The sequence below is a fragment of the Pararhizobium antarcticum genome, assembly GCF_001885585.1.
Taxonomy (GTDB): domain Bacteria; phylum Pseudomonadota; class Alphaproteobacteria; order Rhizobiales; family Rhizobiaceae; genus Pararhizobium; species Pararhizobium antarcticum.
In genome coordinates, this window is record NZ_LSRP01000035.1 from 69183 (window position 1) to 93535 (window position 24353).

Sequence of the window (24353 nt, forward strand, 5' to 3'; positions counted from 1 at the left end):
AAGGCACAACCCAAGAATGACCAAACCAGAAGAACTTGTCTTTCTCCCACTCGGCGGGGTCGGTGAAATCGGCATGAACCTTGGCCTCTACGGCTATGGTGCGCCAGGCCACCGCCAGTGGATCATGGTCGATTGCGGCGTGACATTTCCCGGTCCCGATCTGCCGGGCGTCGACCTGGTTCTGCCCGATATCCGGTTCCTTGCGCAGGAGCGCAAGAACCTCAAGGGCATTATCATCACGCATGCGCATGAAGACCACTATGGCGCGCTGGCCGATCTCTGGCCGGGCCTGAACGTCCCGGTCTATGCCTCGCCGTTTACGGCCGGCATGCTCGAGGCCAAGCGATCCTATGAGCGCTCGCGCGCCGAAGTGCCGATCACGATCTTCAAGGAAGGCGATCGCATCAATATCGGTCCCTTCGAGATCGAGGCCATCGGTGTCAACCACTCGATCCCCGAACCGATGTCGCTGGTGATCCGGACGCCGCTTGGCAATTTGATCCACACCGGTGACTGGAAAATCGATCATGCACCGTCTCTCGGACCGTTCACCGATGAGGCACGCTTCCGTGCTGTCGGCGACGAGGGCGTTCTGGCGCTGATGTGCGACAGCACGAATGCGATGCGCGATGGCGTCTCGCCGTCCGAGGACGAGGTTTCCAAAAGCCTGACGAAGATCATCCAGGATGCCAAAGGCCGTGTCGCAATCACGACCTTCTCATCCAATGTCGGCCGCATTCGTTCGATCGCCAAGGCCGCCTCGGCCGCCGGTCGTGAAGTGCTTTTGCTCGGCAGTTCGATGAAGCGCGTCTGCAACGTGGCGCGTGACGTCGGCCTGATGGAAGGTCTCGATCCCTTCATCGCCGAGGATGAGTTCGGTTATATCCCGCGCGACAAGGTGGTGGTTATCCTCACCGGCAGCCAGGGCGAATCGCGTGCGGCGCTCGCCAAGATCGCCCGCGACGAAATGCGCAACGTGGCCTTTTCGGCCGGCGATACCGTGGTGTTTTCGTCGCGCGCCATTCCCGGAAACGAGAAGGCGATCAACGACATCAAGAACGGCCTCGTCGAGCAGGGCATCCACATCATCACTGACAACGAGGCACTCGTGCATGTGTCCGGCCATCCGCGCCGCAACGAGTTGCAGCAGATGTACGAATGGACGCGGCCACAGATCCTCGTGCCCGTGCATGGCGAGGCCGCGCATCTGGTCGCGCAGGGCGAACTTGGCCTGCAGTCGGGCATCAAGACTGTGCCGCGCGTCCGCAATGGCGACATCCTGCGTCTGGCGCCCGGTCCGGCTACGGTGATCGGTACAGCCGAGCATGGCCGCATCTTCAAGGACGGCAGCCTGATCGGCGATTTCGAGGAAATGGGCATCGGCGATCGCCGCAAGCTCTCCTTTGCGGGCCATGTCTCGGTTAATGTCGTGCTCGACAGCCGTCTCGACTTTCTCTCGGATCCGATCGTCGTGCCGATCGGCCTGCCGGAGTTCGACGATGAGGGCGAGGATATGAACGACACGCTCTATGACGCGGTCCTTGGTGCCGTCGAAAGCATCCCGCGCGCCAAGCGCAAGGATCTGGCTCTCGTGCAGGAGGCCGTGCGCCGCGCGGTCCGCGGTACGGCCAACGAAGTCTGGGGCAAGAAACCGGTCGTCACGGTTTTCGTGACCAAGGTCTGAGCAAAAGCGCCTGCCGCTTTCCACCGGACTGCGGCAGGCGACGCACAGCACTCAGTGCGTCGGGCGATTTCAGGAACGCGAGGGGGGACGACTATGCTGGGACGTGTCAATCATATCGCGCTGGCTGTGCCCGATCTCGCCGCTGCCGTCGAGACCTATCGCACGACGCTCGGGGCGACGGTCACCGAGCCGCAAGCGCTGCCCGAACATGGCGTCACCGTCGTCTTCGTCACCCTTCCCAATACCAAGGTGGAGCTTCTCGAGCCACTCGGCCCGCAGTCATCGATCGCCGCATTTCTGGCCAAGAACCCGGCCGGCGGCATGCATCATATCTGCTATGAGGTAGAGGACATCATCGCCGCGCGCGACCATCTGCTGTTGTCCGGCGCCCGAGTGCTCGGCGACGGCAATCCCCGGATCGGCGCCCATGGCAAGCCGGTGCTCTTCCTCCATCCCAAGGATTTCTGGGGAACGCTGATCGAGCTTGAACAGGTGTGACAGAAGGGCGCGAGCAACGGGTTTGTGCCATCTGCGCCAGCGCTGTATAAGGGCGCTCGGTCGCTGATTTTTGATAGCGCCGGACAAGAGCGAGACAGTCATGCCCGTATTTTCAACCTTCGCCATCTATTTCATCATCTGGTGGCTGACGCTTTTCGCGGTGCTGCCTTTCGGCTTGAGAACGCAGGCCGAAGCGAAAGAGGTTGTTCCCGGTACCGTCGAGAGTGCGCCGGCCCGTTTCCGGGCAGGGCGTGTGTTCTTGATGACCAGCGTGATCGCCGCCGTCATCCATATCGCCTGGTATGTCGTCTCGGTCCGACTCGGCTATGGAATCGATTCCATTCCGCAGTTCGCGCCAAATTTTTACTGACGGCTCAAATCACGCATTTCAGGCCTATTGTTGACCGGCGTATCGCTGGAGAGAGCGGTCTTTTGCTGGCCAATGTGGCACATTATGAACCAAATCGAGGTATCTGATGTGAAATGCTTGGGCTGCAGGGAAAGAAAGAGCAAAAAAAAACAAGGCTAAAAGCCTTGTTTATTAAAGTATCGCGTGACCCTTATCCGTTACCGGTGGCTGCGTATAAACGCGCCTAAGATCTTATCCTCCCAAGACTTGACCGCGAAATCGACAAGAATTTAATCTCCCTGCCTCTTTTCTGAGCCAAAACTAGCCCAAAGAATGTGCGTTGTCATCTGATTTTTTTGCATTTTTGTTACACTCTGAGTAAATTTTTCCATTGACAAGCGTGCTGACGATCCTGTTAGTACCGTGCCTTTTTGACGCGGCCCCGGAACGGTAATTTTCCATGGTTTTCAGGGCTTGCGCCTCTGGAGTCGCTGATCATGACGGGTTTTCTTCCTGCTGCGAAGCGTCTATGAACGCACAGCGCGACACGGATTTTTTGTGCGGGAAAACCGCCGGAATGAAACGTGGGTGCAGCGAAATGCACGGCTTTCTTCACCGATCCCGTTTCGCACAAGACAATTTTGCTCAACGTTATTTCGCCCGAATCCGACGATAGGGCGAGGTCATTCAATTCTGGAACCCATCCATGCGCCTGTCCCGCTTTTTCATGCCCATTCTGAAGGAAAACCCGAAGGAAGCGGAGATTGTTTCGCACCGCCTGATGTTGCGCGCCGGCATGGTGCGCCAGCAGTCCGCCGGCATTTACACCTGGCTGCCGCTCGGCAAACGCGTGCTCGACAAGGTCACCAAGATCATCCGCGAAGAGCAGGATCGCTCCGGCGCCATCGAGCTCCTGATGCCGACGCTTCAATCGGCCGAGCTCTGGCAGGAAAGCGGTCGCTACGACGCCTACGGCGATGAAATGCTGCGCATCAAGGATCGCAACAAGCGCGACATGCTCTATGGGCCGACCAACGAGGAGATGATCACGGACGTGTTCCGCTCCTACGTCAAGTCGTACAAGGACCTGCCGCTCAATCTCTATCACATCCAGCTCAAGTTTCGTGATGAACGCCGGCCGCGGTTTGGCACCATGCGCTCGCGCGAGTTTTTGATGAAGGATGCCTATTCCTTCGATCTCGACCGCGAAGGCGCCGTCAATTCCTATAACCGCATGTTTGCGGCCTATCTGCGCACATTCTCCCGGCTTGGCCTGCGCGCCATTCCGATGCGGGCCGATACCGGCCCGATCGGTGGCGATCTCAGCCATGAATTCATCATTCTCGCCGACACCGGCGAATCGGAAGTGTTCTGCCACAAGGATTTCGTCAATTTCGACATACCCGGGATCGAAACCGATTTCGACGATGCCGAAGGCCTGCGCGCAATCTTCGAGAAATGGACGTCTGTCTATGCGGCGACGTCGGAAATGCATGATGCGGCCGCATTCGACGCGATCCCCGAAGGGGAACGTCTGTCGGCGCGCGGCATCGAGGTCGGCCACATCTTCTACTTCGGCACCAAATATTCGGATGCCATGGGTGCCAAGGTGCAGGGACCGGACGGCAAGGAACACGTCGTCCACATGGGCTCCTACGGCATCGGGCCGACCCGTCTCGTGCCCGCGATCATCGAGGCGTCGCATGACGAGAACGGCATCATCTGGCCGAAATCGGTCGCGCCGTTCGATGCCGTCGTGATCAACATGAAGTCCGGCGACGCGGCCTGCGATGCCGCCTGTGACACGATCTATGCCAGCCTCTCCAAGGCGGGTTTCGACATGCTCTACGACGACACCGACGACCGGGCCGGCACCAAGTTTGCCACGGCCGATCTGATCGGCGTACCCGTGCAGATCATTGCCGGACCGCGGGCCGTGGCCAATGGCGAAGTCGAGATCAAGGATCGCACGACCGGTGCGCGCGAGACGATGACCATCGATGCGGCCATCAACAAGCTGATTGCATCGAAGTAGGGGAGAGACGATGAGCGCCGCGACCGTAGACCAGGCAGAGGCGGCAGAGGCCGGTTCGCAGAAGAGCCGTCCGTTCTCCGCATTCGAACGGATGGTGGCCTGGCGCTACCTGCGCTCGCGCCGCAAGGAGGCGTTCATTTCGGTGATCGCCGGCTTCTCCTTCATCGGCATCATGCTTGGTGTCGCCACGCTCATCATCGTCATGGCCGTGATGAACGGCTTCCGCACGGAACTGATCTCGCGCATTCTCGGTATCAACGGCCATATGATCGTCCAGCCGCTGGATGGTCCCCTGGACAATTATGCTGACCTCGCGACGCGTTTTTCCGGCATCAAGGGCGTGACCATGGCGATCCCGATGATCGAGGGACAGACACTCGCCTCCGGACCCGGGGGCGCCGGTACCGGTGCTTTGGTGCGCGGCGTGCGCGCCGACGATTTCACGAAGATGAAGGCTGTTTCCGACCACATCCAGTCGGGCGGCCTGGTCGGTTTTGCCGCCGGAACCGGTGTCGCGATCGGGTCGCGCATGGCAAGCCAGCTCGGCATTACCGCTGGCGGGACGATCACGCTCGTTGCGCCCGAAGGCGACGTCACGCCAATGGGCATCAATCCGCGGGTGAAGTCCTACACCGTCTCGGCGATCTTCGAGATCGGCATGTCGGAATATGACGCCACGATCATCTTCATGCCGCTCGAGGAGGCGCAGCTCTATTTCAATGCCGAAGGCATCGTCCAGTCGATCGAGCTGTTTGTCGAAAATCCCGATATGGTCGATGACCTCAGACAGCCCGTCGAGGATGCCGCCGGTCGGCAGGTGCTGATCAGCGACTGGCGTGACCGCAACAAGACGTTCTTCTCCGCGCTTCAGGTGGAGCGCAATGTCATGTTCATGATCCTGACGCTGATCGTGCTCGTTGCTGCTCTGAACATCGTTTCGGGCCTGATCATGCTGGTCAAGGACAAGGGGCGCGACATCGCCATTCTGCGCACCATGGGTGCGCCGGCCGGATCGATCATGCGCATCTTCTTCATGACGGGGGCCGCCATCGGCATCGTCGGTACCTTTGCCGGCGTGGCGCTCGGCGTCATCGTCTGCCTCAACATCGAATCGATCCGCAGCTTCTTCTCATGGATTTCGGGAACGACGATCTTCAACCCGGAACTCTATTTCCTCAGCCAGCTTCCGGCCGACATGAATCCGGGCGAGACGGCTTCCGTTGTCGCCATGGCGATCGGCCTGTCCTTCCTCGCCACCATCTTCCCGGCCTGGCGCGCGTCGCGCCTCGATCCGGTCCAGGCCCTGCGGTACGAATAACAAGGATAACAAGAACAATGAACGCGCGCGTGGCATTGCAGCTTTCCGGCGTCGACCGCCATTACAGCCAGGGCGATACATTCCTGTCGATCCTCAAGGGCGCGGATTTTACCCTGCGCGCCGGCGAGACGGTGGCGCTTGTCGCGCCGTCGGGCACGGGCAAATCGACGCTTCTCCACATTGCCGGCCTGCTGGAGCGCCCCGATGCCGGGGAGGTCCTGATCAATGGCCGCTCCTGCGGCACGATGAACGACGAAGCGCGCACGGCTGTTCGCCGCAGTGACATCGGCTTCGTCTACCAGTTCCACCATCTGCTGCCGGAATTCACGGCGCTTGAAAACATCATGATGCCGCAGCTGATCGCCGGCCTCGGCAAGAGCGAGGCCAAGGAGCGCGCCGCAGCCTTGCTCGACTATATGCGGATCGGCCATCGCGCCGAGCATCGTCCGTCCGAGCTTTCGGGTGGTGAGCAGCAGCGCGTGGCGATTGCAAGGGCCGTCGCCAACGCACCGCTGGTGCTTCTGGCCGACGAGCCGACCGGCAATCTCGATCCGGAAACCGCAGGCTACGTGTTCGAGGCGCTGAAGGCGCTGGTCCGCCAGTCCGGGCTTGCGGCGATGATCGCAACGCACAACCATCAGCTTGCCAGCCTGATGGATCGGCGCGTCACCATCGAAGACGGCAAGGTTGTCGAACAGGCCTGACATGCGCGCGCAGCCGTGTTGTTTGCCAAAGATCAGGAATTGCAGGCAGCCGTTCCCATTGCGTCGTTCCACTCTTCGATGGTGGTGAAGACTGGAGCCACCGAGAACGCGATGCCATCGCGCTTGCCCTTACCCGTCAGCACATTCAGATCGCAGGCATCAAAGGTCTCGACGCCGTTGTCATCGCTTCTCGTGAAGGTATATCCGGCGACGACGAACTGGAAGTTGCGGTAGGCAAGCGTGAGCTTCTGTTCGTAGTGCCGCTGACCTTCGGCGCCGTTTCTGGTCGTCACCAGAATGGATCCGTTCGGCAGGGCGGAAATCACAGCGTCGTTGCCGACATGGATGAAGTCGCCCTCGACCTTGTCCCTTGCCAGCGTCTGGACCTGCATGCTGCCCAACAGGGGGTCGCTTAGCAGTATATAGATCGCGTTCTTCTCCGTCCCGTCCTGCGGGCCCGGCCGCACCAGCATTGCCAAATCAGTATCCCCGTCGCCATCCCAGTCTCCGCTCGTCGCGGAGGCAATCCTGTCCGGATGGATCGGTTCGGCAGCAAGCGCCGTCGTCGCGATAAAGCCGGCGATCAAGGTGGCGACGACCCGTTGCATCATGTGTTCCTGTCTCCGGTGAACTGCCTTTGGGCGCCACGATAAAGTGCGTAGGCCGCAGCGTAAAGCGATTGCAGGGCGATTAACCACGCTGGCGAGCGGCCCGCAACTATTCAAAACTGTTTCTTGACGCATGAACAAAAATAGAACAAAATGGAAACATAACGGAAATAGGAGCATTCTCATGACTGACTTCATTCGTGATCTCGCCGCCCTGGCCTCGATCGGCATGTTTATCGCCAGTCTCTCCATCATCGTGATGGGCATGTGAAGACACCGGGATCATCCATGGATGGTTCATGAGTTTTTGTGCCTCTTTGCCGTCTCTCTGTGCATAACGCGTGGCGGCGGGAAAATATTCCGGTAGCAGGCTTTCGAAACTGGACTCCGTCGTCCGGAAACGGTCTATCCTCGGTCCCTCACGGAATCGGGATGCGCATCATGGCGGATGGTAGGGACAGCAAGCAGAACGTGTCGGCAGGCGGCAGCGCGACCACGCCGCAGTTCGTGCATCTTCGGGTGCATTCGGCTTTCTCGCTTCTGGAGGGCGCCCTGCCGATCAAGAAGATCATCGGCAAGGCTGTCTCTGACGAACAGCCGGCGATCGGCATTGCCGACACCAACAATCTGTTCGCGGCGCTCGAGTTTTCGCTGAAGTGCATGGAGGACGGCATCCAGCCGTTGATTGGTTGCCAGCTTGCGATCGACATGGAGGACGAGGTCGAGGGCGAGAAGCGCGGCCATGCCCAGCATCTCGCCAAGCTCCCGGCGATCGTTCTGATTGCCGCAAGCGACGAAGGATACGCCCACCTCGTCAATCTCGTCAGCCGCGCCTATCTCGATGGCCAGGGAAACCAGTCTGTCCGCATTTCGATGTCGTGGTTGCGCGAGGTGGGCGCAGACGGCCTGATCGCGCTGACGGGGGCCTCTGGCGGGCCGGTGGACATGGCGATGAAGTCCGGCCACATGGCGCAGGCGGAGACGCGGGCAAGAGCGCTGGCCGAACTGTTTGGCGACCGGCTCTATGTCGAGTTGCAACGCCACGGCAAATATGATCGCCGGCATGAGGGGCGGATCATCGATCTCGCCTACAAGCTCGACCTGCCGCTGGTTGCGACCAACGAACCGTTCTTCCCGTCTCCGGCGGAATTCGAGGCGCATGATGCGCTGATGGCCGTGGCACACAACGCCATGGTTTCGGACGACAGCCGCTTTCGCCTGACGCCGGATCACTATCTGAAAAGCCGCAAGGACATGGCAAAGCTGTTTGCCGACCTTCCCGAAGCGCTTGACAATACGATCGAAGTGGCCAAGCGCTGCACCTTCGTGTTGAAGACGCGGGCGCCGATCCTGCCGCGCTTCACCGGCGCCTCCGACGATCCGGCCGAGGCCGAGCGCGCCGAAACGGCCGAACTGCGCCGCCAGGCTCTCGAGGGGCTGGAGGAGCGGATTGCCAAGCTCGGCATTTCCGCCGGATACACCGAGACCGATTATCGCGAGCGTCTGGATTTCGAACTCGGCGTCATCGAAAAGATGAAGTTCCCGGGCTACTTCCTGATCGTTGCCGACTTCATCAAATGGGCGAAGCTGCAGGACATTCCGGTCGGCCCGGGCCGTGGTTCGGGTGCGGGCTCGCTGGTCGCCTATGCGCTGACCATCACCGATGTCGATCCGCTGCGCTTCTCTTTGCTGTTCGAGCGCTTCCTCAACCCGGACCGCGTGTCGATGCCCGACTTCGACATTGACTTCTGCCAGGACCGCCGCGAAGAGGTGATCCGCTACGTGCAGCGCAAATATGGCCGCGAGCAGGTGGCGCAGATCATCACCTTCGGATCGCTGCAGGCGCGTGCGGCGCTGCGCGACGTCGGTCGCGTGCTTGAGATGCCGTATGGCCAGGTCGACAAGATCTGCAAGCTGGTGCCGAACAATCCGGCCAATCCGACGACGCTCGCCAAGGCGATCGAAGAGGAGCCACGCTTCCAGGAGGAGGTCGACAAGGAACCGGTCATCGGCCGGCTGCTCGACATTGCCCAGAAGATCGAGGGCCTTTACCGCCACGCCTCGACCCACGCCGCCGGCATCGTCATCGGCGATCGGCCTTTGTCGCAGCTGGTGCCTATGTATCGCGATCCGCGTTCGGACATGCCCGTCACCCAGTTCAACATGAAATGGGTCGAGCAGGCCGGCCTCGTCAAGTTCGACTTTCTCGGCCTGAAAACCCTGACCGTTTTGAAGGTCGCCGTCGATTTCCTGAAGAAACGCGACATCACGGTCGCGCTCGAAGCGCTGCCGCTCGACGACCAGAAGACCTATGAGATGCTGTCGAAGGGCGACACGGTCGGCGTCTTCCAGGTGGAAAGCGCCGGCATGCGCAAGGCGCTGATCGGCATGCGGCCGGACTGCATCGAGGACATCATCGCGCTGGTGGCGCTCTATCGCCCGGGCCCGATGGAAAACATCCCGGTCTACAACGCCCGCAAGCACGGCGAGGAAGAGATCGAATCGATCCATCCGAAGATCGATTACCTCCTGAAGGAAACGCAGGGCGTCATCGTGTACCAGGAGCAGGTGATGCAGATCGCCCAGGTCCTGTCGGGCTATTCGCTCGGCGAGGCCGATCTTCTGCGCCGCGCCATGGGCAAGAAGATCAAGGCCGAAATGGACATGCAGCGCGCCCGCTTCGTCACCGGATCGGTGGCAAATGGCGTGTCCAAGCCGCAATCGGACCTGATCTTTGATCTGCTGGCCAAGTTTGCAAACTACGGCTTCAACAAGTCGCATGCGGCTGCCTATGCCATCGTCTCCTACCAGACGGCCTATCTGAAGGCGCATTATCCGGTCGAGTTCCTCGCCGCATCGATGACGCTCGACATGTCGAATACCGACAAGATCAACGACTTCCGGCAGGATGCGATGCGGCTCGGCATCGAGGTCATCCCGCCATCGGTGCAGACCTCGTTCCGTCCGTTCGAGACGGGCGATAACCGCATCTATTATTCGCTCTCGGCCATCAAGGGTGTCGGCGAGGCGGCGGTCGATCATATTGTCGCAGTGCGCGGCGACGAGCCCTTTGCGAGCCTTGAGGATTTCTGCCTGCGCATCGATCCGAAGCTTCTGAACCGACGCGTCTTCGAAAGTCTGATCTGTGCCGGCGCCTTCGATTGTTTTGGCTTTGACAGGGCCGAGCTCGTCGGCGGGCTTGATCGCATTCTCGGCTTTGCCCAGATCGCCCAGGCCAACAAGGTCAGCGGCCAGAGCGACATGTTCGGGGCAGGGGCGGCCACCGGGCCGGAAAAGATCAGCCTGCCGGCCTATGCGCCCTGGCTTGCCTCCGAAAAGCTGCACCGCGAATTCCAGGTGCTCGGCTTCTATCTGTCGGCGCATCCGCTCGATACCTACAACGAACTGCTCGCCAAGATCCGGGTGCAGACCTTTGCCGATTTTTCAGCCTCGGTGAAGAAGGGGGCGACCGCCGGCCGGCTGGCCGGAACGGTGACCTCGAAGCAGGAGCGCAAGACCCGCACCGGCAACAAGATGGGCATCGTCGCCTTCTCCGATTCGACCGGCCAGTTCGAGGCCGTGCTGTTTTCCGAGGCGCTCGCCCAGTACCGCGATCTTCTGGAAGCCGGCAAGTCACTGGTGATCACCGTTCAGGCGGAAGAAAGGCCTGAGGGCATCGGCATGCGCATCCAGACGCTGCAGTCATTGGAAGAGCGGTCCTTGCAGATGCAGAAGGCCTTGCGCGTCTATGTCCGGGATTCCGGCCCGCTGCGCTCGATTGCCGCCCACCTCAATACCCGTGGCGACGGCCTCGTCTCCTTTGTCGTCATCAAGGAGAACGGCCAGCGTGAAATCGAGGTCGAACTGAACGAGAAATACCGGATCACCCAGGAAATTGCAGCCGCACTGCGAACCGCCCCCGGCGTCATCGACGTCGAGCTGGTCTGAGACGCCAGTCCGGAAATCATGCTCACTCCTCCCAGGACCGCATCGCACTTGCGGCGATGCGGGTGAGCTTGTCACGGTTGGCGCCGTCGCGGGCGAGCGTCGACATGCCCTGAATCACGGCCATGACATGCCCTGCCAGCATCTCCGCGTCGGTATGCGGTGGCATCTCGCCGGTCTCGATAGCGCGGCTTATCCTATCCCTGAGGCACGTCTCGATCGTTCCCCGAAGGCTGGCCAGTTCGGCCTGAACATCGGCGGCGGCGGCAGAGCAGCTCTGGGCCGAACTGGCCAGCAGGCATCCGGGCGGCGTATCGTCACCGGTATCGCCGAGAACCGCGGCATTTAGCAGGTTTTCGGCGGCAGCCCTTGCCGTCGGCGCGTCGTTGATGATCTGCGCCGGTGTCAAGGGGCCTGACAGATAGTGCGCGACTGCCTCCAGAAACAATTGCTTCTTGTCACCGAAGGCCGTGTAGACGCTTGGGGGTGTGATGCCCATGGCCTTTGTCAGATCGCTGAGCGAGGTTGCCTCGTAGCCGTGTTTCCAGAACAGCAGCATGGCCTGGTGCAGCGCGGTCGCGCGATCAAACGACAGCGGACGGCCGGTTTTGCGGGGCGGGTTTAAATTTCCGTGTTTCATAGCGATCAATATAAAACAGTTGACCGGATGCTTCAAGCGCCCTAGTTATTTCGTAACGATCACTAGGAAATTCAAATTGACCTTTACGGATTATCGAACTCTGGGCCGGTCCGGCCTCGTCGTCAGCCCGCTTGCCCTTGGCACCATGACCTTCGGGGCGGCGCGCTGGGGATCTGGCGAAGAAACGTCGCGCGCAATCTTCAACGCCTATGTCGAAGCGGGTGGAAATTTCGTCGATACTGCGGATGTCTATTCGAGCGGACGCAGCGAGACGATGCTGGGCACGTTTATCGCAGAGCGGAACCTGCGCGACCGGATCGTGCTGGCGACCAAGGCGGGCTTCGCCGCCGGGAGCGGCGTGCAGGCCGGGGGCAACGGCGCCAAGCCCATGACTGTCGCCCTGGACGGTTCGCTTCGCCGTCTGAAGACGGACTATGTCGATCTGTTCTGGGTTCATGTCTGGGATGGCGTGACGCCCGCCGAAGAGCTTCTGCAGACGATGGCGTCCTTCGTCCGCTCGGGCAAGATCCGGTACTGGGGCATATCCAATACGCCTGCCTGGTACGTGTCCAAGCTGGCAACGCTGGCAAGCCTGCGCGGTCTGCCGGGCCCGATCGCGTTGCAGTATTTCTATTCCCTGGCGAACCGCGACATCGAGGACGAACATGTGCCTTTGGCCGCAGAGTTCGCCATGGGCATCCTGCCCTGGAGCCCGCTCGCCTACGGTTTGCTCACCGGCAAGTATGATCGGGCAACAGTCGAGGCAGGTGCGCCAAGGCAAGGCGGTCTGCCGCGGGAAGCCGCCGCGACGGAGCATGTCCGGCCTGATGACGACAAACGTCTCGACGGTGCCAATCCTTTTGGCGATACGCTGTTTACCGAGCGCAACTGGGCGATTGTCGACGTGCTGCGCCGGGTTGCCGACGAGGCTGGTGAAACGCCGGCGCGGGTAGCGTTGTCCTGGGTATGCCGTCGCAAGGGCGTCACATCGACACTGATGGGTGTCAGCCGCGCCGAACAGGTTGCCGACAATGCCGCCGCGCTCGGCGTCATGCTCTCTCCGGAGCATCAGAGCGCACTGGATACCGTGAGCGCAACGGATCCAAGGCTTATCTACAGCCTTGTGACGCCTTCGCTTCGCCAGCATGTTGTTTTCGGCGGTAGCACCGTCAAGGGCTGGCTCGAGTGAGAGGCCAATCCGCTGTCTATTTGGGCTTAGGACTTCGGCGCATGGGTGACGGTGATGAAATCCGTGCCCAGCCCGGTTTCCTGGGCAAGCCCCGTATCGGCAATCGTCAGGGAGGAGCCCTCGGCGAGAAGCGTGCCGATCCGCTCGCGCAGATCCTGCGGCACGGTGATGCGGTCGAGGGTGCGCTGCAGTGTGTTGAAGGCCAGTGCGTCCTCCTCGGCGGTAATACCGAGACGCTTTTTCGTGGGTTTGGAAAGGGCATTCTCAAGCGTCACGCCGAACCACTCGCCCTTTTTGGACGTCGCGTCGATATCCTGGAACTGCAGGAAATGGGTTCCCAGCGCCATCTCGGGCTTTGATATGACGACGGGAGCCTCGAAAAGCGGTTTGAACGACTGGCGAACCATCAGCTGGCCATTCGGCGGTGCGCCTTTTCCTGCCTTTCGATAAAGCGCGTCGGTCAGGGCAGGGGTGATGACGCCATCCGGTGTCAGGCCCTCCGCTGTCTGGAACGACCGGATAGCCGCATTTGTCTGACTTCCGGCATAGCCGTCCGGCACGCCGGCATCGTGACCGAGCTGGCTGAGCAATGCCTGGATGTCGAGCAAGGTTTCGCGTTCGCCGCGGCGGGTGATGAGGATACGGATGGGGGGCTTGGGGTCCTCTTCGGTCGCGGCAACCGGTGCCGGCTCCGTCATCGCCACTTCGACTGCGCCCGTGGCGATACCCGGCTGGGTCATGGAGGGCCGCAGTTGCACATCCGAGAGCAGCAACGGGTCGGCAGCATCGCGGACGGGCTGGAAGAGCACCGGATCATCGACCTTGACGGGCGTCACCTGCCGGTCGGAGATCAGCACATGCAGGCCACGACCGGTCATCTTGAAAAGCTCGGCTGCAAAATCGTTGGGCAGGCGCACGCATCCATGCGAGGCGGGATAGTCCGGAACATGCTTTGCGGCATGCAGGGCAATGCCGGACCATGTCAGCCGCTGCATGAAGGGCATCGGCGCGTTGGAATAGATGTTTGATTTGTGGTGGCGGCGCTTTTCCAGGATCGAGAAGATGCCTGTCGGTGTCGAGTGGCCGGCCTTGCCGGTCGAAACCTTCGATGTCGCGATCACAGTGTCGCCGTCATAGACGACAAGCGACTGCTGGTCCTTCGAGACGAACACCTGCAACGGGGTCTGCTTGCCGGCGGCAAGGGCCGTGCTGGACGACAGGGCCAGGGTGAAAAGGCCAATTCCAAATGCGAAACGCGAAACCATGGGCAACATCCGGACGCTACAAATTGAAGGCAAGCCTATCCTGATAGATTTAAGGAAGCTTTGACTGTTCCCGGTGGAGCACATGCTTTTTTTTTGAAGGACGCTTCGTCGCCGTCTGTCGGAAAGCGCGGGCCTATTTGCGCCGCTTGTCCTTGCCGAACGTGTAGCCGGTCTCGACGCTCGCCTTGCCGAACTTGTCGTGCAGCAGATTGATCGCCGCTTCCGCAGCCGCCCTGCGCCCAGCCTTTGCATCGACCAGATCGGGCGGGTCGGCAAGGTCCGGCGCAGACAGGTCGCTGACGCCGATGCCGATCAGCCGGAAGCGTGTTCCGTCCGTCTCCTTTTCGAGAAGCTGCATGCCCGTCCTGAAGATCCTGTCGGCGAGCCGTGTCGGGCTTTCCAGCCGCCGGTTTCGCGTCCGGCTCTTGAAGTCCGCCGTCTTCAGCTTCAGCACCACCGTATGCCCGGCGATATCCGCCTTGCGCAGCCGCAACGCCACCTGCTCGCTCAGGCGGCGCAGATGCGTGACCAGATCCCCATAGTCGCAGAGGTCGTCGTTGAATGTCGTTTCAGACGACACGCTCTTGGCCTCGCCATCGATTTCCACCGCCCGATCGTCCAGCCCCCGTGAAAGGCGGAACAGGCGCTGCCCCATGGCGCCATAACGGCGCATCAGGTCCGTTTCATCTATGCTCTGCAACTGTCCGATGGTCCGGATGCCGTCGCGCTCCAGCGTCGCTTCAAAGGCCTTGCCGACACCCCAGATCATCGTCACCGGTCGTTCCTTCAGGAAACGGGTCGCTTCCTCGGCGCCGATCACCGAAAAGCCACGCGGCTTCTGCAGGTCCGAGGCGATCTTGGCGAGAAACTTGCAGTAGGAGAGACCAACGGAAACGGTGATGCCGATTTCCTGTTCCACCCGACGCGCGAACTTTGCAAGGGTGCGGGCTGGCGGATCGTGATGCAGGCGTTCCGTTCCCGCCAGTTCGAGAAACGCCTCGTCGATCGACAGCGGTTGGACCAGTGGCGTCAGGTCCTGCATCAGGGCGCGGATCTGCCGGCTGACCCGAACATATTTTTCCATGTCCGGCTTGATGACCACCGCCTGCGGACAGGCTTCGAGCGCCTTGAACATCGGCATGGCGGAGCGCACGCCGTGGATGCGGGCGATATAGCAGGCGGTGGACACGACGCCGCGCTTGCCGCCACCAATGATCACCGGCCTGTCGGCAAGCTCAGGATGGTCGCGCTTTTCAACCGATGCATAAAACGCATCGCAATCGATATGCGCCAAGGTCAGCTGATACAGTTCGGGGTGATAGACGAGCCTCGGGCTGCCGCAGGCCGAGCAGCGCCGCATGCCGGCACGCTGACCGGTCAGGCAGTCGCGGCAAAACCCAGGATGCTCGACAGGATCGTTTGACATTGCTCGGAACAAAAGTTGAACATCTGCACGTTAGCCCGTAAGCTGGGTCTTCTCAAGCGAGGAATCGCCGCCATGTCTGATCGATCATGATGTTTTTTCCGCGATACCGGTCCCCAACTTCCGGGGGATCAGCGCGCAAAATGGCTGCGGATGATGCGGGCGACATCCGTCCAGTCCGCCGCTTTGACAATACCGTCGTCCGGTTCGGGCGCGAAAACCCGGAATTCGGCATTGGCCATGACGTTGACGAGCAGGCATTGCGGGGCATGGCTGCGCACGGAATGAAGATTGCGCAGGATGTCATCGACAAAGGCGACGGGAACGTCGCGGGAATCATGCAGTCGCTGGACGACGGGTCCCTTGGGCTCCTCCGTCGCCAGCAAGGGATAATGCAGGCGATGATGGTCGAGGAGGCTGCGGCGTACGGCGGCATGGCGAGGCGGCATCGCGGTCAAAAAGACCAGGTCGGCTTCGTCGGCAAGGCTTTCCAGCGTTTCGACTGCCAGCGTGGCCGGCGTCTGCCATTGGTCTTGAAGAGTGAAGAACTGCTCGAGGAGATCATCGACCAGGCCATCGTCGATCGGCAGTCCATCGGCACTGAGCACGATGTTGCCATGCAGGCGGAAGGAGCGCGCCAGCAGGTCATGGCCGGACGACCGCAGGAAGTTGCGGAAGGGGGTAAGGAACTCCAGGACCACCTCATCGATATCGCAGATGATCAGCGGCCGGTCCGTCAGCGTCACATGGTCGAAATTCAGGCTTGCGGTCATATTCAGAAATCCCCTGGATTGTCGGGGCCGGACAGAACGGCATGGGCATACACCACATCCTGCGGCGACGTTCCGGTCGCATCGCAGAAGGCGAGCAGCGTCGGCTCGTGGCCCATCAGGAAATCGACGACGCCAGCCAGAAAGCCGGGATCAGCGGCGGAATGGCGCAGGGACGAGATCTCCGTTCCTGTCAGCGCCAGGAACCGGCCAAGCAGGTCAGGCTCGTTCGCCAGCCAGCCCAGGATGGCAATCGCTGTCTCTTCGGCGGATTTCAAGAGCCCGTATCCTTCTTCGCTTATTCGTGCTGTTCCCGCGGAAAATTACCTGTTTTTCAACCAAATAGCTTTAGCCTCTGGTTTCCGGGAAGAGCTGTGCCCGCTCGTGGCGCAACTTATAGACATGCAATGTGGTTGCAAGCCGGAACCGCGAAACAAGGTATCAAAATGCCCAAGCAGGTGATGATTGTCGAGGACAACGAGCTGAACATGAAGCTCTTCCGGGATCTGATCGAGGCGTCGGGATACACGACGATCCAGACCCGCAACGGCATGGAAGCCCTTGATCTTGCCCGGAAACACCGTCCGGACCTGATTCTCATGGACATCCAGCTGCCGGAGGTTTCGGGACTGGAAGTGACAAAGTGGCTGAAGGAGGACGACGAACTCCACGTCATCCCGGTCATCGCCGTCACAGCCTTTGCGATGAAGGGCGACGAGGAGCGCATCCGCCAGGGCGGTTGCGAGGCTTACGTTTCCAAGCCGATATCCGTTCCGAAATTTATCGAAACCATCAAAACATATCTGGGCGACGCCTGATTTGTCGGGAAGAACTGAATGACCGCGCGTATTCTTGTCGTCGATGACATTCCGGCCAATGTGAAGCTGCTCGAAGCCCGGCTGGTTGCCGAGTATTACGACGTGCTGACGGCCGAGGACGGCTACACGGCACTTGCCATCTGCGAGAAGACGCCGGTCGATCTCATCCTGCTCGATATCATGATGCCCGGCATTGACGGCTTTGAGGTTTGCGAGCGACTGAAGGCGAACCCGCGCACCGCCCATATTCCCGTGGTCATGGTGACGGCACTCGATCAGCCATCCGACCGCGTCCGCGGGCTGAAGGCCGGTGCCGACGATTTCCTGACCAAGCCGGTCAACGACCTGCAGCTGATGTCACGCGTCAAAAGCCTCGTGCGGTTGAAGAATGTCAGCGACGAACTGCGCCTTCGCGCCGAGACCGCCCACACCGTCGGGCTCCAGGATCTCGACCGGGCCAGCCGCCCGGATGAACCTGGCAATATCCTGCTCGTCGATGCGCGCGGCAGCTCCCAGGAGCGCCTGTCGCGGGCCTTGAAGCCGATTGCCGAGATTACCTCCATGCCGGATCCGCAGGCGGCATTGTTCGAGGCCGCCGAAAACAATTTCGACCTCGTCATCGTCAACGCCAATTTCGAGGATTACGATCCGCTGCGGCTCTGCTCGCAGCTGCGCTCGCTGGAACGCACCCGCTACATCCCGATTCTGCTGATCGCCGAGCAGGGGCAGGACGAGATGGTGGTACGGGCGCTGGATCTGGGCGTGACCGACTACATCATGCGGCCGGTCGATCCGAATGAACTGGTGGCACGTAGCCTCACGCAGATCCGCCGCAAGCATTGCAACGACCGCCTGCGCATGAGCGTCAAGCAGACGATTGAGATGGCGGTGACCGACGGCCTGACGGGCCTCCACAATCGTCGTTACCTCGACAGTCACATGAAACTGCTGATCGAGCGCGCAACCGCCCGCGGCCGGCAATTGTCCGTCTGCATCACCGATATCGACCGCTTCAAGAGCGTCAACGATCTCTACGGTCATGACGCCGGCGACGAGGTGTTGCGCGAGTTCGCCCATCGCATCCGCTCGACGGTGCGCGGGGCCGATCTGGCCTGTCGCTATGGTGGTGAAGAGTTCGTGGTCGTGATGCCGGACACGCCGCCGGATGTTGCAGCCGCGATTGCTGAACGCCTGCGCAGCATCATCGAGGGCCAGCCATTCCGCCTGCCGAATTCCGATACGATGCTCTCCGTGACGGCCTCCCTCGGAATTTCGACCTTGAACCCGGGTGGCGACACGCCGGAGGCCCTGCTCAAGCGGGCCGATACGGCGCTGTATCAAGCGAAAAACAATGGCCGGAACCGTGTCGTTGCGGTCGCGGCATAGGCCTGGAGCACCACTTCTTCGGTGATGCCCGGCGTTTTCCACAGAAAACCACCGGCTGTAGGCGCAGCCATCCGGCGGGCTTGTAGCCCGTGGCCGCGTTTCCGGCGCTCGGGCGTGTCGAAATTACGCGCGCTGCATCGCATTTTGTCCATTTTGCTTTGGATTCAGCGATTTATCGTATTTACCTATCTTGGGTTGCAGGAGTTTTCGGCCCGCGCGCGGCGCCGGCCGCGTCTCTCAAACACACAATATCTGCTCATTCTTTGCGCTTTTGCATCTGGGTTTTCTTTGCAAGGGAGCCCTAAAATTAACCATGTTCCCACTGGCATCGGCAGTTTGGTTAAGAATTCGTTGATTCTTTTTTCTTTTCAGGCAATCCTTACTTACAAGGAAGCCGTAACTTCCTCAGTCTTCAGTTACCCCATGATGCTCAGGTCCGCCGCATCTCCTGGGTCGTGGGGTTTGTCGACTGGTCTACAACACCTGCGGTTCCTCGTGCCGCCGTTGCCGGCCAGTCGACACCCTTTCCAGCGCCGCTTCCGCAAGGAGGCGGCGTTTTTGATTCCCGACCTGACGATACCCCGTCGGAATACAGAGGCAATAAAAAAGGCGCCTGGCTTTTCAGCCGGCGCCGTTTCTAAAATCTGCCGAAGATCAGGATTACTTGATCTTGGTTTCCTTGAACTCGACATGCTTGCGCACGACCGGATCATATTTCGTCATGGCCATCTTGTCGGTCTTGGTGCGGCTGTTCTTGGTGGTCACGTAGAAGAAACCCGTGTCGGCCGTCGACAGCAGCTTGATCTTGATTTTTGCAGCTTTCGCCATGGTCGTCCTGCCTTTATGAAAAAACAAAGCCGCGAACGTCCGTTAAGGGTCCCGGCAAACTTGGCGCGAAACTACAAATCGCGCCCGAAAAGTCAAGTCCGTTTTGGGTTGAAAACCAGTCTGAACACCGAAAGAGCCACATAAAGCCCGAAGAAGCCGGCGATCGACCAGGCAAAACCGTCATTGCCGGTCACATCCATTGCGGCACCGATCGCCTGCGGACCGGCAACCGTGCCCACGGCATAGGAGAAGATGAAGGCGGCATTGGCGGCTGCGAGGTCCGCGCCGGTCAGACGGCTTCCCAGATGGCTGAGGCCGACCGTGTAGAGGCCCGAGACGCATCCGCCCCAGAACAGCAGCACGACGGCCATCAACCACCAGCTGTGCTGCAGAAGCGGCAGGCAGAGTGCGCCGATCAGCCCGATGACGGTCATCAGCGCGAGAAGATTGCGCCGGTCCTTCATGCGGTCGGAGAGCATGCCGAGCGGTATCTGGAAAATGACATTGCCGAGGCCCATCACGGTCAGCAGCAGTGCCGCCTCTGATTCGGTGAAGCCCGCCCTTGTGCCGAAGATCGGGAACAGCGACAGACCGCCCGATTCGACCGCGCCGAAGATGAAGACGGCCGCCGTTGCCGTCGGCACCAGGAAGACGTAGCGCATGAAATGCAGTTCTGGCTTTGCGTCCAGGTCCGGACTTTCGTTCCGCGCAAGAAAGATCGGAATGGCCGCCAGAAGAATGACGCCGGCACCGACGGCGAAGGGCAGGATGCCGTCACTGCCGAGGATGGAGAAGAGCAGGGGCCCGGCTGCGAATCCAAGCGACAGCACGGTCCCGTAAATGCCGAGAACAAGCCCGCGGCGCTTGGGCGGTGCCGTGGCGTTGATCCAGAACTCGGAAAGCACGAACAGCACCGTGATCGCCCCGTGAAACACGACGCGCAGCGGAAACCACATCAGGAAGTTCTCGATGTAGTAGAAGCCAAGCGCGCTCAGGGCCGAAAGCAGGACCGCCCACAGCATCGTGTTGGCGATGCCGTAGCGATGCGCGACCTTGGTGGTGAACGGCGCGACGGCCATGGAGGCGAGCCCTGCCATCGCCGAGTTCAGCCCGATCATCGTCGAGGAGATCCCGCGCTTTTCCATGATGATGCTGAGAAGCGGCAGGCCAAGGCCAATGGCAATGCCGACGGCCGAGATAGCCGAGACGGCCGCGATAAGCGACGGCCAGTGAATATCATCAACCGGCGCTATCGTGCCAGACGGCGGCTGTGCCATGCAATCGAATTCCTTAAAAGACATCCCGGATAAAGCGTCCGTGACGGGTATGAAAGAAGGGAACCGGCCGCCCGAAAGGCAATGACGGGTCTTGCGCGAGGTTTTCGCGCAACGCATCGAGAATGATGCCGGTAATATCAGGCATCGTTACAGACGAGACATCGTTGACGTCAATCCATCGCAAGTCCTCAAGCTCACGGCTGTCCCGAATATCCATCGGGTCGATGCCCGCTTCATCGACGAACACAGCAAAAAAATGTGTGTCGAAGCGGCGGGGATAGCCCGGAGGTGTGATCGCTCGAGCGATATAGCGCAAGTTTGCGAGATCGGGAAGGAAGGGTAACGTCGTGTTTGCAGAGGAGACACTGCCGATCGCGATGCTGGCCTCTTCATGCAATTCGCGCAGTGCAGCCAGCGCAATGGCGCGCAGGCGCGATTCCGTTGCACGCGGTCCGCAGCCGGCCTTCAACCTGTCGAGCACGGCCGGGTTGATGTCGCTGTTCCAGCGGATCAGGCGATCGCCGGCGTCCCGTCGTCCACCGGGGAAGACATGCACGTCCGGCATGAAAACATGGGCGCGATGGCGCCTGCCGACAAGAACGCGGACATCGGCGTTGGAACGATCGAGCAGCATGATCGAGGCCGCGTCGCGCGGCCGCAAGGTCCGTTCCGCTTTTGCAGATACAGGCGGCGCCGCGGTTTCCGGCTGCATCTGAGGCGCCTGCGTCAAGCGGACGTGTCCCGGGCAGGCAGCGGCGGCAATTCGTCTTCGGGTTCATCGTCATGCCCCCCGAATCCGTGCATGCGCAGCGCCCATTGCAATCCGATAACGCCGCCCTTGACCGGCGTAAGCAACGCCAGCGAGCCGATGATGGTGATCGGCACCCAGATGGCCAGATGTCCCCAGTTCGACAGGGTCAGAAGCATTTCCGTCATCATGAAACCACCGAGCACCAGATGCCCCATGATCGTCACGACGATATAGGGTGGAAAATCGTCGGCGCGGTGATGATCCATGCGTTCGCCACAGGACGAGCAGGCGTCGACCGATTTCAGAAAGCTACGGAAAAGGCGCCCCTCTCCGCAGGCCGGGCAGCGATTGAGCATGCCGCGCCGGATCGACCGACCCACAGGGCGCTCGACCGCGTCCGTTTGTTGAAACCGGATGGTCTCCGGCGTGCTCTGTTGTCCGTGCATATCCCTATCCTTTTGTGGACGTCGGGCGATCTGCTGCCGACCGACTAGCGCCGGCCGCGCGGCGGGCGCGTTCCGGGCTGGTTGCGGGCCCCGCTGCCACGTCGCCCCGCCTTGTGAAAGGAACGGGTCGCCGTCGGCATCTTGCGCCCTTCACTGATCATTTCAAACCGCAGGGCACCGGCAAGCGGCACGGCCTCGACCAGCTTGACCGTGGTTTCGTCTCCGAGGCGGTAGCCAAGGCCGGTCTTTTCGCCCGACAGCGACTGGTGGGATTCGTCATAGACGAAATAGTCCCGCCCCAGCGTAGATATAGGCACGAATCCGTTGGCACCATAGTCCGGAAGAGTGACAAATAGTCCGGCCTTGGTGACGCCGGAGACGCGGCCCTCGAATTCCTCGCCGACACGGCCGGAAAGATGGTGGGCGATCAGCCGGTCGACCGTATCGCGCTCGGCCGCCATGGCGCGCCGCTCGAAGGTCGAGATCTCTGCGGCAATATCGTCCAGTTCGGCCTCTTCCGCCGGCGTGATGCCACCTTCGCCGAGACCGAGAACGCCCACCAGCGCGCGATGCACAATCAGGTCGGCATAGCGGCGGATCGGCGAGGTGAAATGGGCGTATTTCATCAGGTTGAGGCCGAAATGGCCGATATTTTCCGGACTGTAGACGGCCTGGCTCTGCGAGCGCAGCACCATTTCGTTGACCATGGTCTCGTAGGGCTTGTCGACGGCGGTGGCGAGGATGCCGTTGAAATGGTTGGAGCGCAGGTTGCCGCCCTTCATCAGGGAAATGTCGAGTGTCGCCAGGAATTCCCGCAGCGATTCCTGCTTGGCCAGCGACGGCGCATCATGGATGCGGTAGATCAGGCGCTGGCGCTTCAGTTCCAGCGTCTCGGCGGCGGCAACGTTTGCCTGGATCATCATTTCTTCGATGAGCTTGTGTGCATCGAGCCGGTCCGGCACGAAGACGCGGTCGACGGTGCCGTCACCCTTCAGGATGATCTTGCGCTCGGGCATGTTGAGCTCGAGCGGCTGGCGACGGGTGCGGCCCGCCGTCAGGGTCGCATAGGCGGCCCAGAGCGGCTTCAGGATTGGCTCCAGCAGCGGGCCGGTCTGGTCGTCGGGCTTGCCGTCGATCGCCGCCTGTGCCTGCTGGTAGGAGAGCTTGGCCGCACTCTTCATCATGATCCGGTGGAAGGTGTGGCTCGCCTTGCGGCCTTCCTTCGAAAAGCGCATGCGCACCGCAAGCGCCGGACGGTCGACCCCCTGCTTCAGCGAGCACAGTTCGTTGGAAATGCGCTCCGGCAGCATTGGAACGACGCGATCGGGAAAATAGACCGAATTGCCGCGCTTCAGGGCCTCCCGATCGAGCGCAGACTTTGGCCGCACATAGTAGGAAACGTCGGCAATGGCGACGGTGACGATGACGCCGCCGGGATTGTCGGGCGAGGGGTCCGGTTCCGCATGAACGGCGTCGTCATGGTCCTTGGCGTCTGCCGGGTCGATGGTGATCAGCGGCAGGGATCGCCAATCCTCGCGATGCGCCATGCTGGCTGCACCGGCGGCATCGGCCTCCTTGGTCACCGCCTCCGGAAAGATATAGGGAATGCCATGGGCGTGGATGGCGATCATCGAGATCGCCTTTTCGGTCGCCACCGAGCCGATGATCGCCTTGACCTGCGCGCGCGGCAGGCCGAAGCGGCCGATGCGCGAGATCTCGACCTCGACCAGGTCGCCGTCCGCAGCCGTAATCGTTCCACCGGATTCGACCAGCAGTTCCTCGCCGCGTTTGTCGATCGGCATGATCCGGCCGCCGCCGCCCGGTGTGGCGCGGAAAACGCCAAGGGCTGCGTTGTTGTTCACCCGCCGGTCGAGGACCTTGATGATGCGGGCGGTATAGGCCGGGCCTGCGCGGTCCTTGGCCGGGAATATTTTTGCGAGAACGCGGTCGCCGAGACCGCCGACGGGCGTCTTGCCCTTGGATTTGCCGACCGTCGACTGGCGGATGGACACAGCCGGCGCAACACCGGCGTCTTCCGGCCATTCCGCCGGCCGACCGATCAACTCGCCGTCCTTGTCGCGGGTGGTGATGTCGAGCACGGTGACCGGGGGCAGGGCGCCCGGGCGCACCAGCGCTTTGCGTTTCTTTTCCAGAAGTCCGTCGGCCTCAAGTTCGCGCAGCAGAACCTTGAGTTCGACGCGCGCTTCGGTCTTCAGGCCGAAAGCCTTGGCGATGTCGCGTTTCGATGCCTTGTCGGGGTTTTCGGCGAGAAAGCGCATCAAGATGTCGCGCGGTGGCACGGCGCCGTGGATGATGACGGTCTTGTCGCCGGATGCGGGAGCGGATCTGCCCGCGCGCCCGAGGCGGGCTGCGGGTTTACCGGGCCGGTCGGTGGGGTCGCGCGGGATTTTGCTCACGG

21 protein-coding genes are annotated in these 24353 nt (G+C 61.1%); 10 read left to right on the forward strand and 11 right to left on the reverse strand.

Translation table 11 applies throughout. The features are described from left to right. Positions 1-16 precede the first annotated feature (16 nt). The 6 genes from AX760_RS03910 to AX760_RS03935 all read left to right on the forward strand — a co-directional run bounded on the left by AX760_RS03910 (position 17) and on the right by AX760_RS03935 (position 6588). Positions 17-1684 (forward strand): ribonuclease J, encoded by a 1668-nt coding sequence (locus tag AX760_RS03910; protein ID WP_071831650.1) that lies wholly within the window; start codon positions 17-19, stop codon positions 1682-1684. Between the two features lie 93 nt (positions 1685-1777). Beyond that, positions 1778-2182 (forward strand): methylmalonyl-CoA epimerase, encoded by a 405-nt coding sequence (gene mce, locus AX760_RS03915; RefSeq protein ID WP_071831652.1) that lies wholly within the window; start codon positions 1778-1780, stop codon positions 2180-2182. A 100-nt stretch (positions 2183-2282) separates the two neighbouring features. Beyond that, positions 2283-2552: a DUF1467 family protein gene (locus AX760_RS03920; RefSeq protein WP_071831654.1), complete on the forward strand. Its 270-nt coding sequence runs from the start codon at positions 2283-2285 to the stop codon at positions 2550-2552. A 685-nt stretch (positions 2553-3237) separates the two neighbouring features. After that, on the forward strand, positions 3238-4566 hold the full coding sequence (proS, locus tag AX760_RS03925) for a proline--tRNA ligase (protein WP_071831655.1): 1329 nt from the start codon (positions 3238-3240) through the stop codon (positions 4564-4566). 10 nt (positions 4567-4576) lie between these two features. Then, the gene (locus AX760_RS03930) at positions 4577-5884 is read left to right on the forward strand and encodes a lipoprotein-releasing ABC transporter permease subunit (protein ID WP_071831656.1); all 1308 of its coding nucleotides are present in this window, start codon (positions 4577-4579) and stop codon (positions 5882-5884) included. Between the two features lie 17 nt (positions 5885-5901). Continuing rightward, positions 5902-6588, forward strand: a complete 687-nt coding sequence (locus AX760_RS03935; RefSeq protein ID WP_071831658.1) for an ABC transporter ATP-binding protein — start codon at positions 5902-5904, stop codon at positions 6586-6588. A 32-nt stretch (positions 6589-6620) separates the two neighbouring features. Here the strand turns inward: AX760_RS03935 and AX760_RS03940 are convergent, their stop codons facing one another. Then, the gene (locus tag AX760_RS03940) at positions 6621-7199 is read right to left on the reverse strand and encodes a hypothetical protein (protein WP_071831659.1); all 579 of its coding nucleotides are present in this window, start codon (positions 7197-7199) and stop codon (positions 6621-6623) included. Between the two features lie 438 nt (positions 7200-7637). On the opposite strand from AX760_RS03940, the gene dnaE reads away from it, so the two are divergent. Further along, positions 7638-11144, forward strand: coding sequence for a DNA polymerase III subunit alpha (gene dnaE, locus AX760_RS03945; protein WP_071831730.1), 3507 nt, complete (start codon positions 7638-7640; stop codon positions 11142-11144). A gap of 22 nt (positions 11145-11166) precedes the next feature. Here the strand turns inward: dnaE and AX760_RS03950 are convergent, their stop codons facing one another. Further along, the gene (locus AX760_RS03950; protein ID WP_071831660.1) at positions 11167-11781 is read right to left on the reverse strand and encodes a TetR/AcrR family transcriptional regulator; all 615 of its coding nucleotides are present in this window, start codon (positions 11779-11781) and stop codon (positions 11167-11169) included. Between the two features lie 76 nt (positions 11782-11857). Between AX760_RS03950 and AX760_RS03955 the strand changes: the two genes are divergently transcribed. Further along, a complete protein-coding gene (locus AX760_RS03955; protein ID WP_071831661.1) occupies positions 11858-12970 on the forward strand; it encodes an aldo/keto reductase in 1113 nt (370 codons plus the stop codon). Between the two features lie 26 nt (positions 12971-12996). On the opposite strand, the gene AX760_RS03960 is transcribed toward AX760_RS03955, so the two are convergent. From AX760_RS03960 to AX760_RS03975, 4 genes are all read right to left on the reverse strand, one after another. Continuing rightward, entirely contained in the window at positions 12997-14235 is a 1239-nt protein-coding gene (locus tag AX760_RS03960) for a L,D-transpeptidase family protein (protein WP_071831662.1), read from the reverse strand. A 133-nt stretch (positions 14236-14368) separates the two neighbouring features. Next, positions 14369-15661 carry a DNA polymerase IV gene (locus tag AX760_RS03965; RefSeq protein ID WP_071831664.1) on the reverse strand — a complete coding sequence of 431 codons (1293 nt, stop codon included), beginning with the start codon at positions 15659-15661 and terminating at the stop codon, positions 14369-14371. 128 nt (positions 15662-15789) lie between these two features. Beyond that, positions 15790-16431 carry a hypothetical protein gene (locus tag AX760_RS03970; protein WP_071831666.1) on the reverse strand — a complete coding sequence of 214 codons (642 nt, stop codon included), beginning with the start codon at positions 16429-16431 and terminating at the stop codon, positions 15790-15792. Between the two features lie 2 nt (positions 16432-16433). Continuing rightward, on the reverse strand, positions 16434-16706 hold the full coding sequence (locus tag AX760_RS03975; protein ID WP_071831668.1) for a DUF3572 domain-containing protein: 273 nt from the start codon (positions 16704-16706) through the stop codon (positions 16434-16436). A gap of 168 nt (positions 16707-16874) precedes the next feature. On the opposite strand from AX760_RS03975, the gene AX760_RS03980 reads away from it, so the two are divergent. Next, positions 16875-17246 (forward strand): response regulator, encoded by a 372-nt coding sequence (locus tag AX760_RS03980; RefSeq protein ID WP_003547430.1) that lies wholly within the window; start codon positions 16875-16877, stop codon positions 17244-17246. 18 nt (positions 17247-17264) lie between these two features. Then, complete coding sequence (locus tag AX760_RS03985; RefSeq protein ID WP_071831670.1) at positions 17265-18632, forward strand: PleD family two-component system response regulator; 1368 nt, start codon at positions 17265-17267, stop codon at positions 18630-18632. Positions 18633-19292: 660 nt separating this feature from the next. On the opposite strand, the gene rpmG is transcribed toward AX760_RS03985, so the two are convergent. The 5 genes from rpmG to rnr all read right to left on the reverse strand — a co-directional run bounded on the left by rpmG (position 19293) and on the right by rnr (position 24351). Then, a complete protein-coding gene (rpmG, locus tag AX760_RS03990; RefSeq protein ID WP_071831672.1) occupies positions 19293-19460 on the reverse strand; it encodes a 50S ribosomal protein L33 in 168 nt (55 codons plus the stop codon). A gap of 92 nt (positions 19461-19552) precedes the next feature. Further along, positions 19553-20737 carry an MFS transporter gene (locus AX760_RS03995; protein WP_071831674.1) on the reverse strand — a complete coding sequence of 395 codons (1185 nt, stop codon included), beginning with the start codon at positions 20735-20737 and terminating at the stop codon, positions 19553-19555. 13 nt (positions 20738-20750) lie between these two features. Beyond that, positions 20751-21449, reverse strand: coding sequence for an NUDIX hydrolase (locus AX760_RS04000; RefSeq protein ID WP_071831732.1), 699 nt, complete (start codon positions 21447-21449; stop codon positions 20751-20753). Positions 21450-21463: 14 nt separating this feature from the next. After that, the gene (locus AX760_RS04005; protein ID WP_071831676.1) at positions 21464-21934 is read right to left on the reverse strand and encodes a DUF983 domain-containing protein; all 471 of its coding nucleotides are present in this window, start codon (positions 21932-21934) and stop codon (positions 21464-21466) included. A 44-nt stretch (positions 21935-21978) separates the two neighbouring features. Next, positions 21979-24351, reverse strand: a complete 2373-nt coding sequence (rnr, locus tag AX760_RS04010; RefSeq protein ID WP_071831678.1) for a ribonuclease R — start codon at positions 24349-24351, stop codon at positions 21979-21981. Positions 24352-24353: the final 2 nt, after the last annotated feature.

Coding starts and splice junctions, on each gene's coding strand:
- AX760_RS03995 (WP_071831674.1), bottom strand. CDS start 20,737: ATGGCACAGCCGCCGTCTGGCACGATAGCGCCGGTTGATGATATTCAC.
- AX760_RS03920 (WP_071831654.1), top strand. CDS start 2,283: ATGCCCGTATTTTCAACCTTCGCCATCTATTTCATCATCTGGTGGCTG.
- proS (WP_071831655.1), top strand. CDS start 3,238: ATGCGCCTGTCCCGCTTTTTCATGCCCATTCTGAAGGAAAACCCGAAG.
- AX760_RS04005 (WP_071831676.1), bottom strand. CDS start 21,934: ATGCACGGACAACAGAGCACGCCGGAGACCATCCGGTTTCAACAAACG.
- AX760_RS04000 (WP_071831732.1), bottom strand. CDS start 21,449: ATGCAGCCGGAAACCGCGGCGCCGCCTGTATCTGCAAAAGCGGAACGG.
- AX760_RS03965 (WP_071831664.1), bottom strand. CDS start 15,661: ATGTCAAACGATCCTGTCGAGCATCCTGGGTTTTGCCGCGACTGCCTG.
- AX760_RS03935 (WP_071831658.1), top strand. CDS start 5,902: ATGAACGCGCGCGTGGCATTGCAGCTTTCCGGCGTCGACCGCCATTAC.
- rpmG (WP_071831672.1), bottom strand. CDS start 19,460: ATGGCGAAAGCTGCAAAAATCAAGATCAAGCTGCTGTCGACGGCCGAC.
- AX760_RS03985 (WP_071831670.1), top strand. CDS start 17,265: ATGACCGCGCGTATTCTTGTCGTCGATGACATTCCGGCCAATGTGAAG.
- AX760_RS03940 (WP_071831659.1), bottom strand. CDS start 7,199: ATGATGCAACGGGTCGTCGCCACCTTGATCGCCGGCTTTATCGCGACG.
- AX760_RS03960 (WP_071831662.1), bottom strand. CDS start 14,235: ATGGTTTCGCGTTTCGCATTTGGAATTGGCCTTTTCACCCTGGCCCTG.
- mce (WP_071831652.1), top strand. CDS start 1,778: ATGCTGGGACGTGTCAATCATATCGCGCTGGCTGTGCCCGATCTCGCC.
- AX760_RS03910 (WP_071831650.1), top strand. CDS start 17: ATGACCAAACCAGAAGAACTTGTCTTTCTCCCACTCGGCGGGGTCGGT.
- AX760_RS03970 (WP_071831666.1), bottom strand. CDS start 16,431: ATGACCGCAAGCCTGAATTTCGACCATGTGACGCTGACGGACCGGCCG.
- AX760_RS03930 (WP_071831656.1), top strand. CDS start 4,577: ATGAGCGCCGCGACCGTAGACCAGGCAGAGGCGGCAGAGGCCGGTTCG.
- AX760_RS03980 (WP_003547430.1), top strand. CDS start 16,875: ATGCCCAAGCAGGTGATGATTGTCGAGGACAACGAGCTGAACATGAAG.
- dnaE (WP_071831730.1), top strand. CDS start 7,638: ATGGCGGATGGTAGGGACAGCAAGCAGAACGTGTCGGCAGGCGGCAGC.
- AX760_RS03950 (WP_071831660.1), bottom strand. CDS start 11,781: ATGAAACACGGAAATTTAAACCCGCCCCGCAAAACCGGCCGTCCGCTG.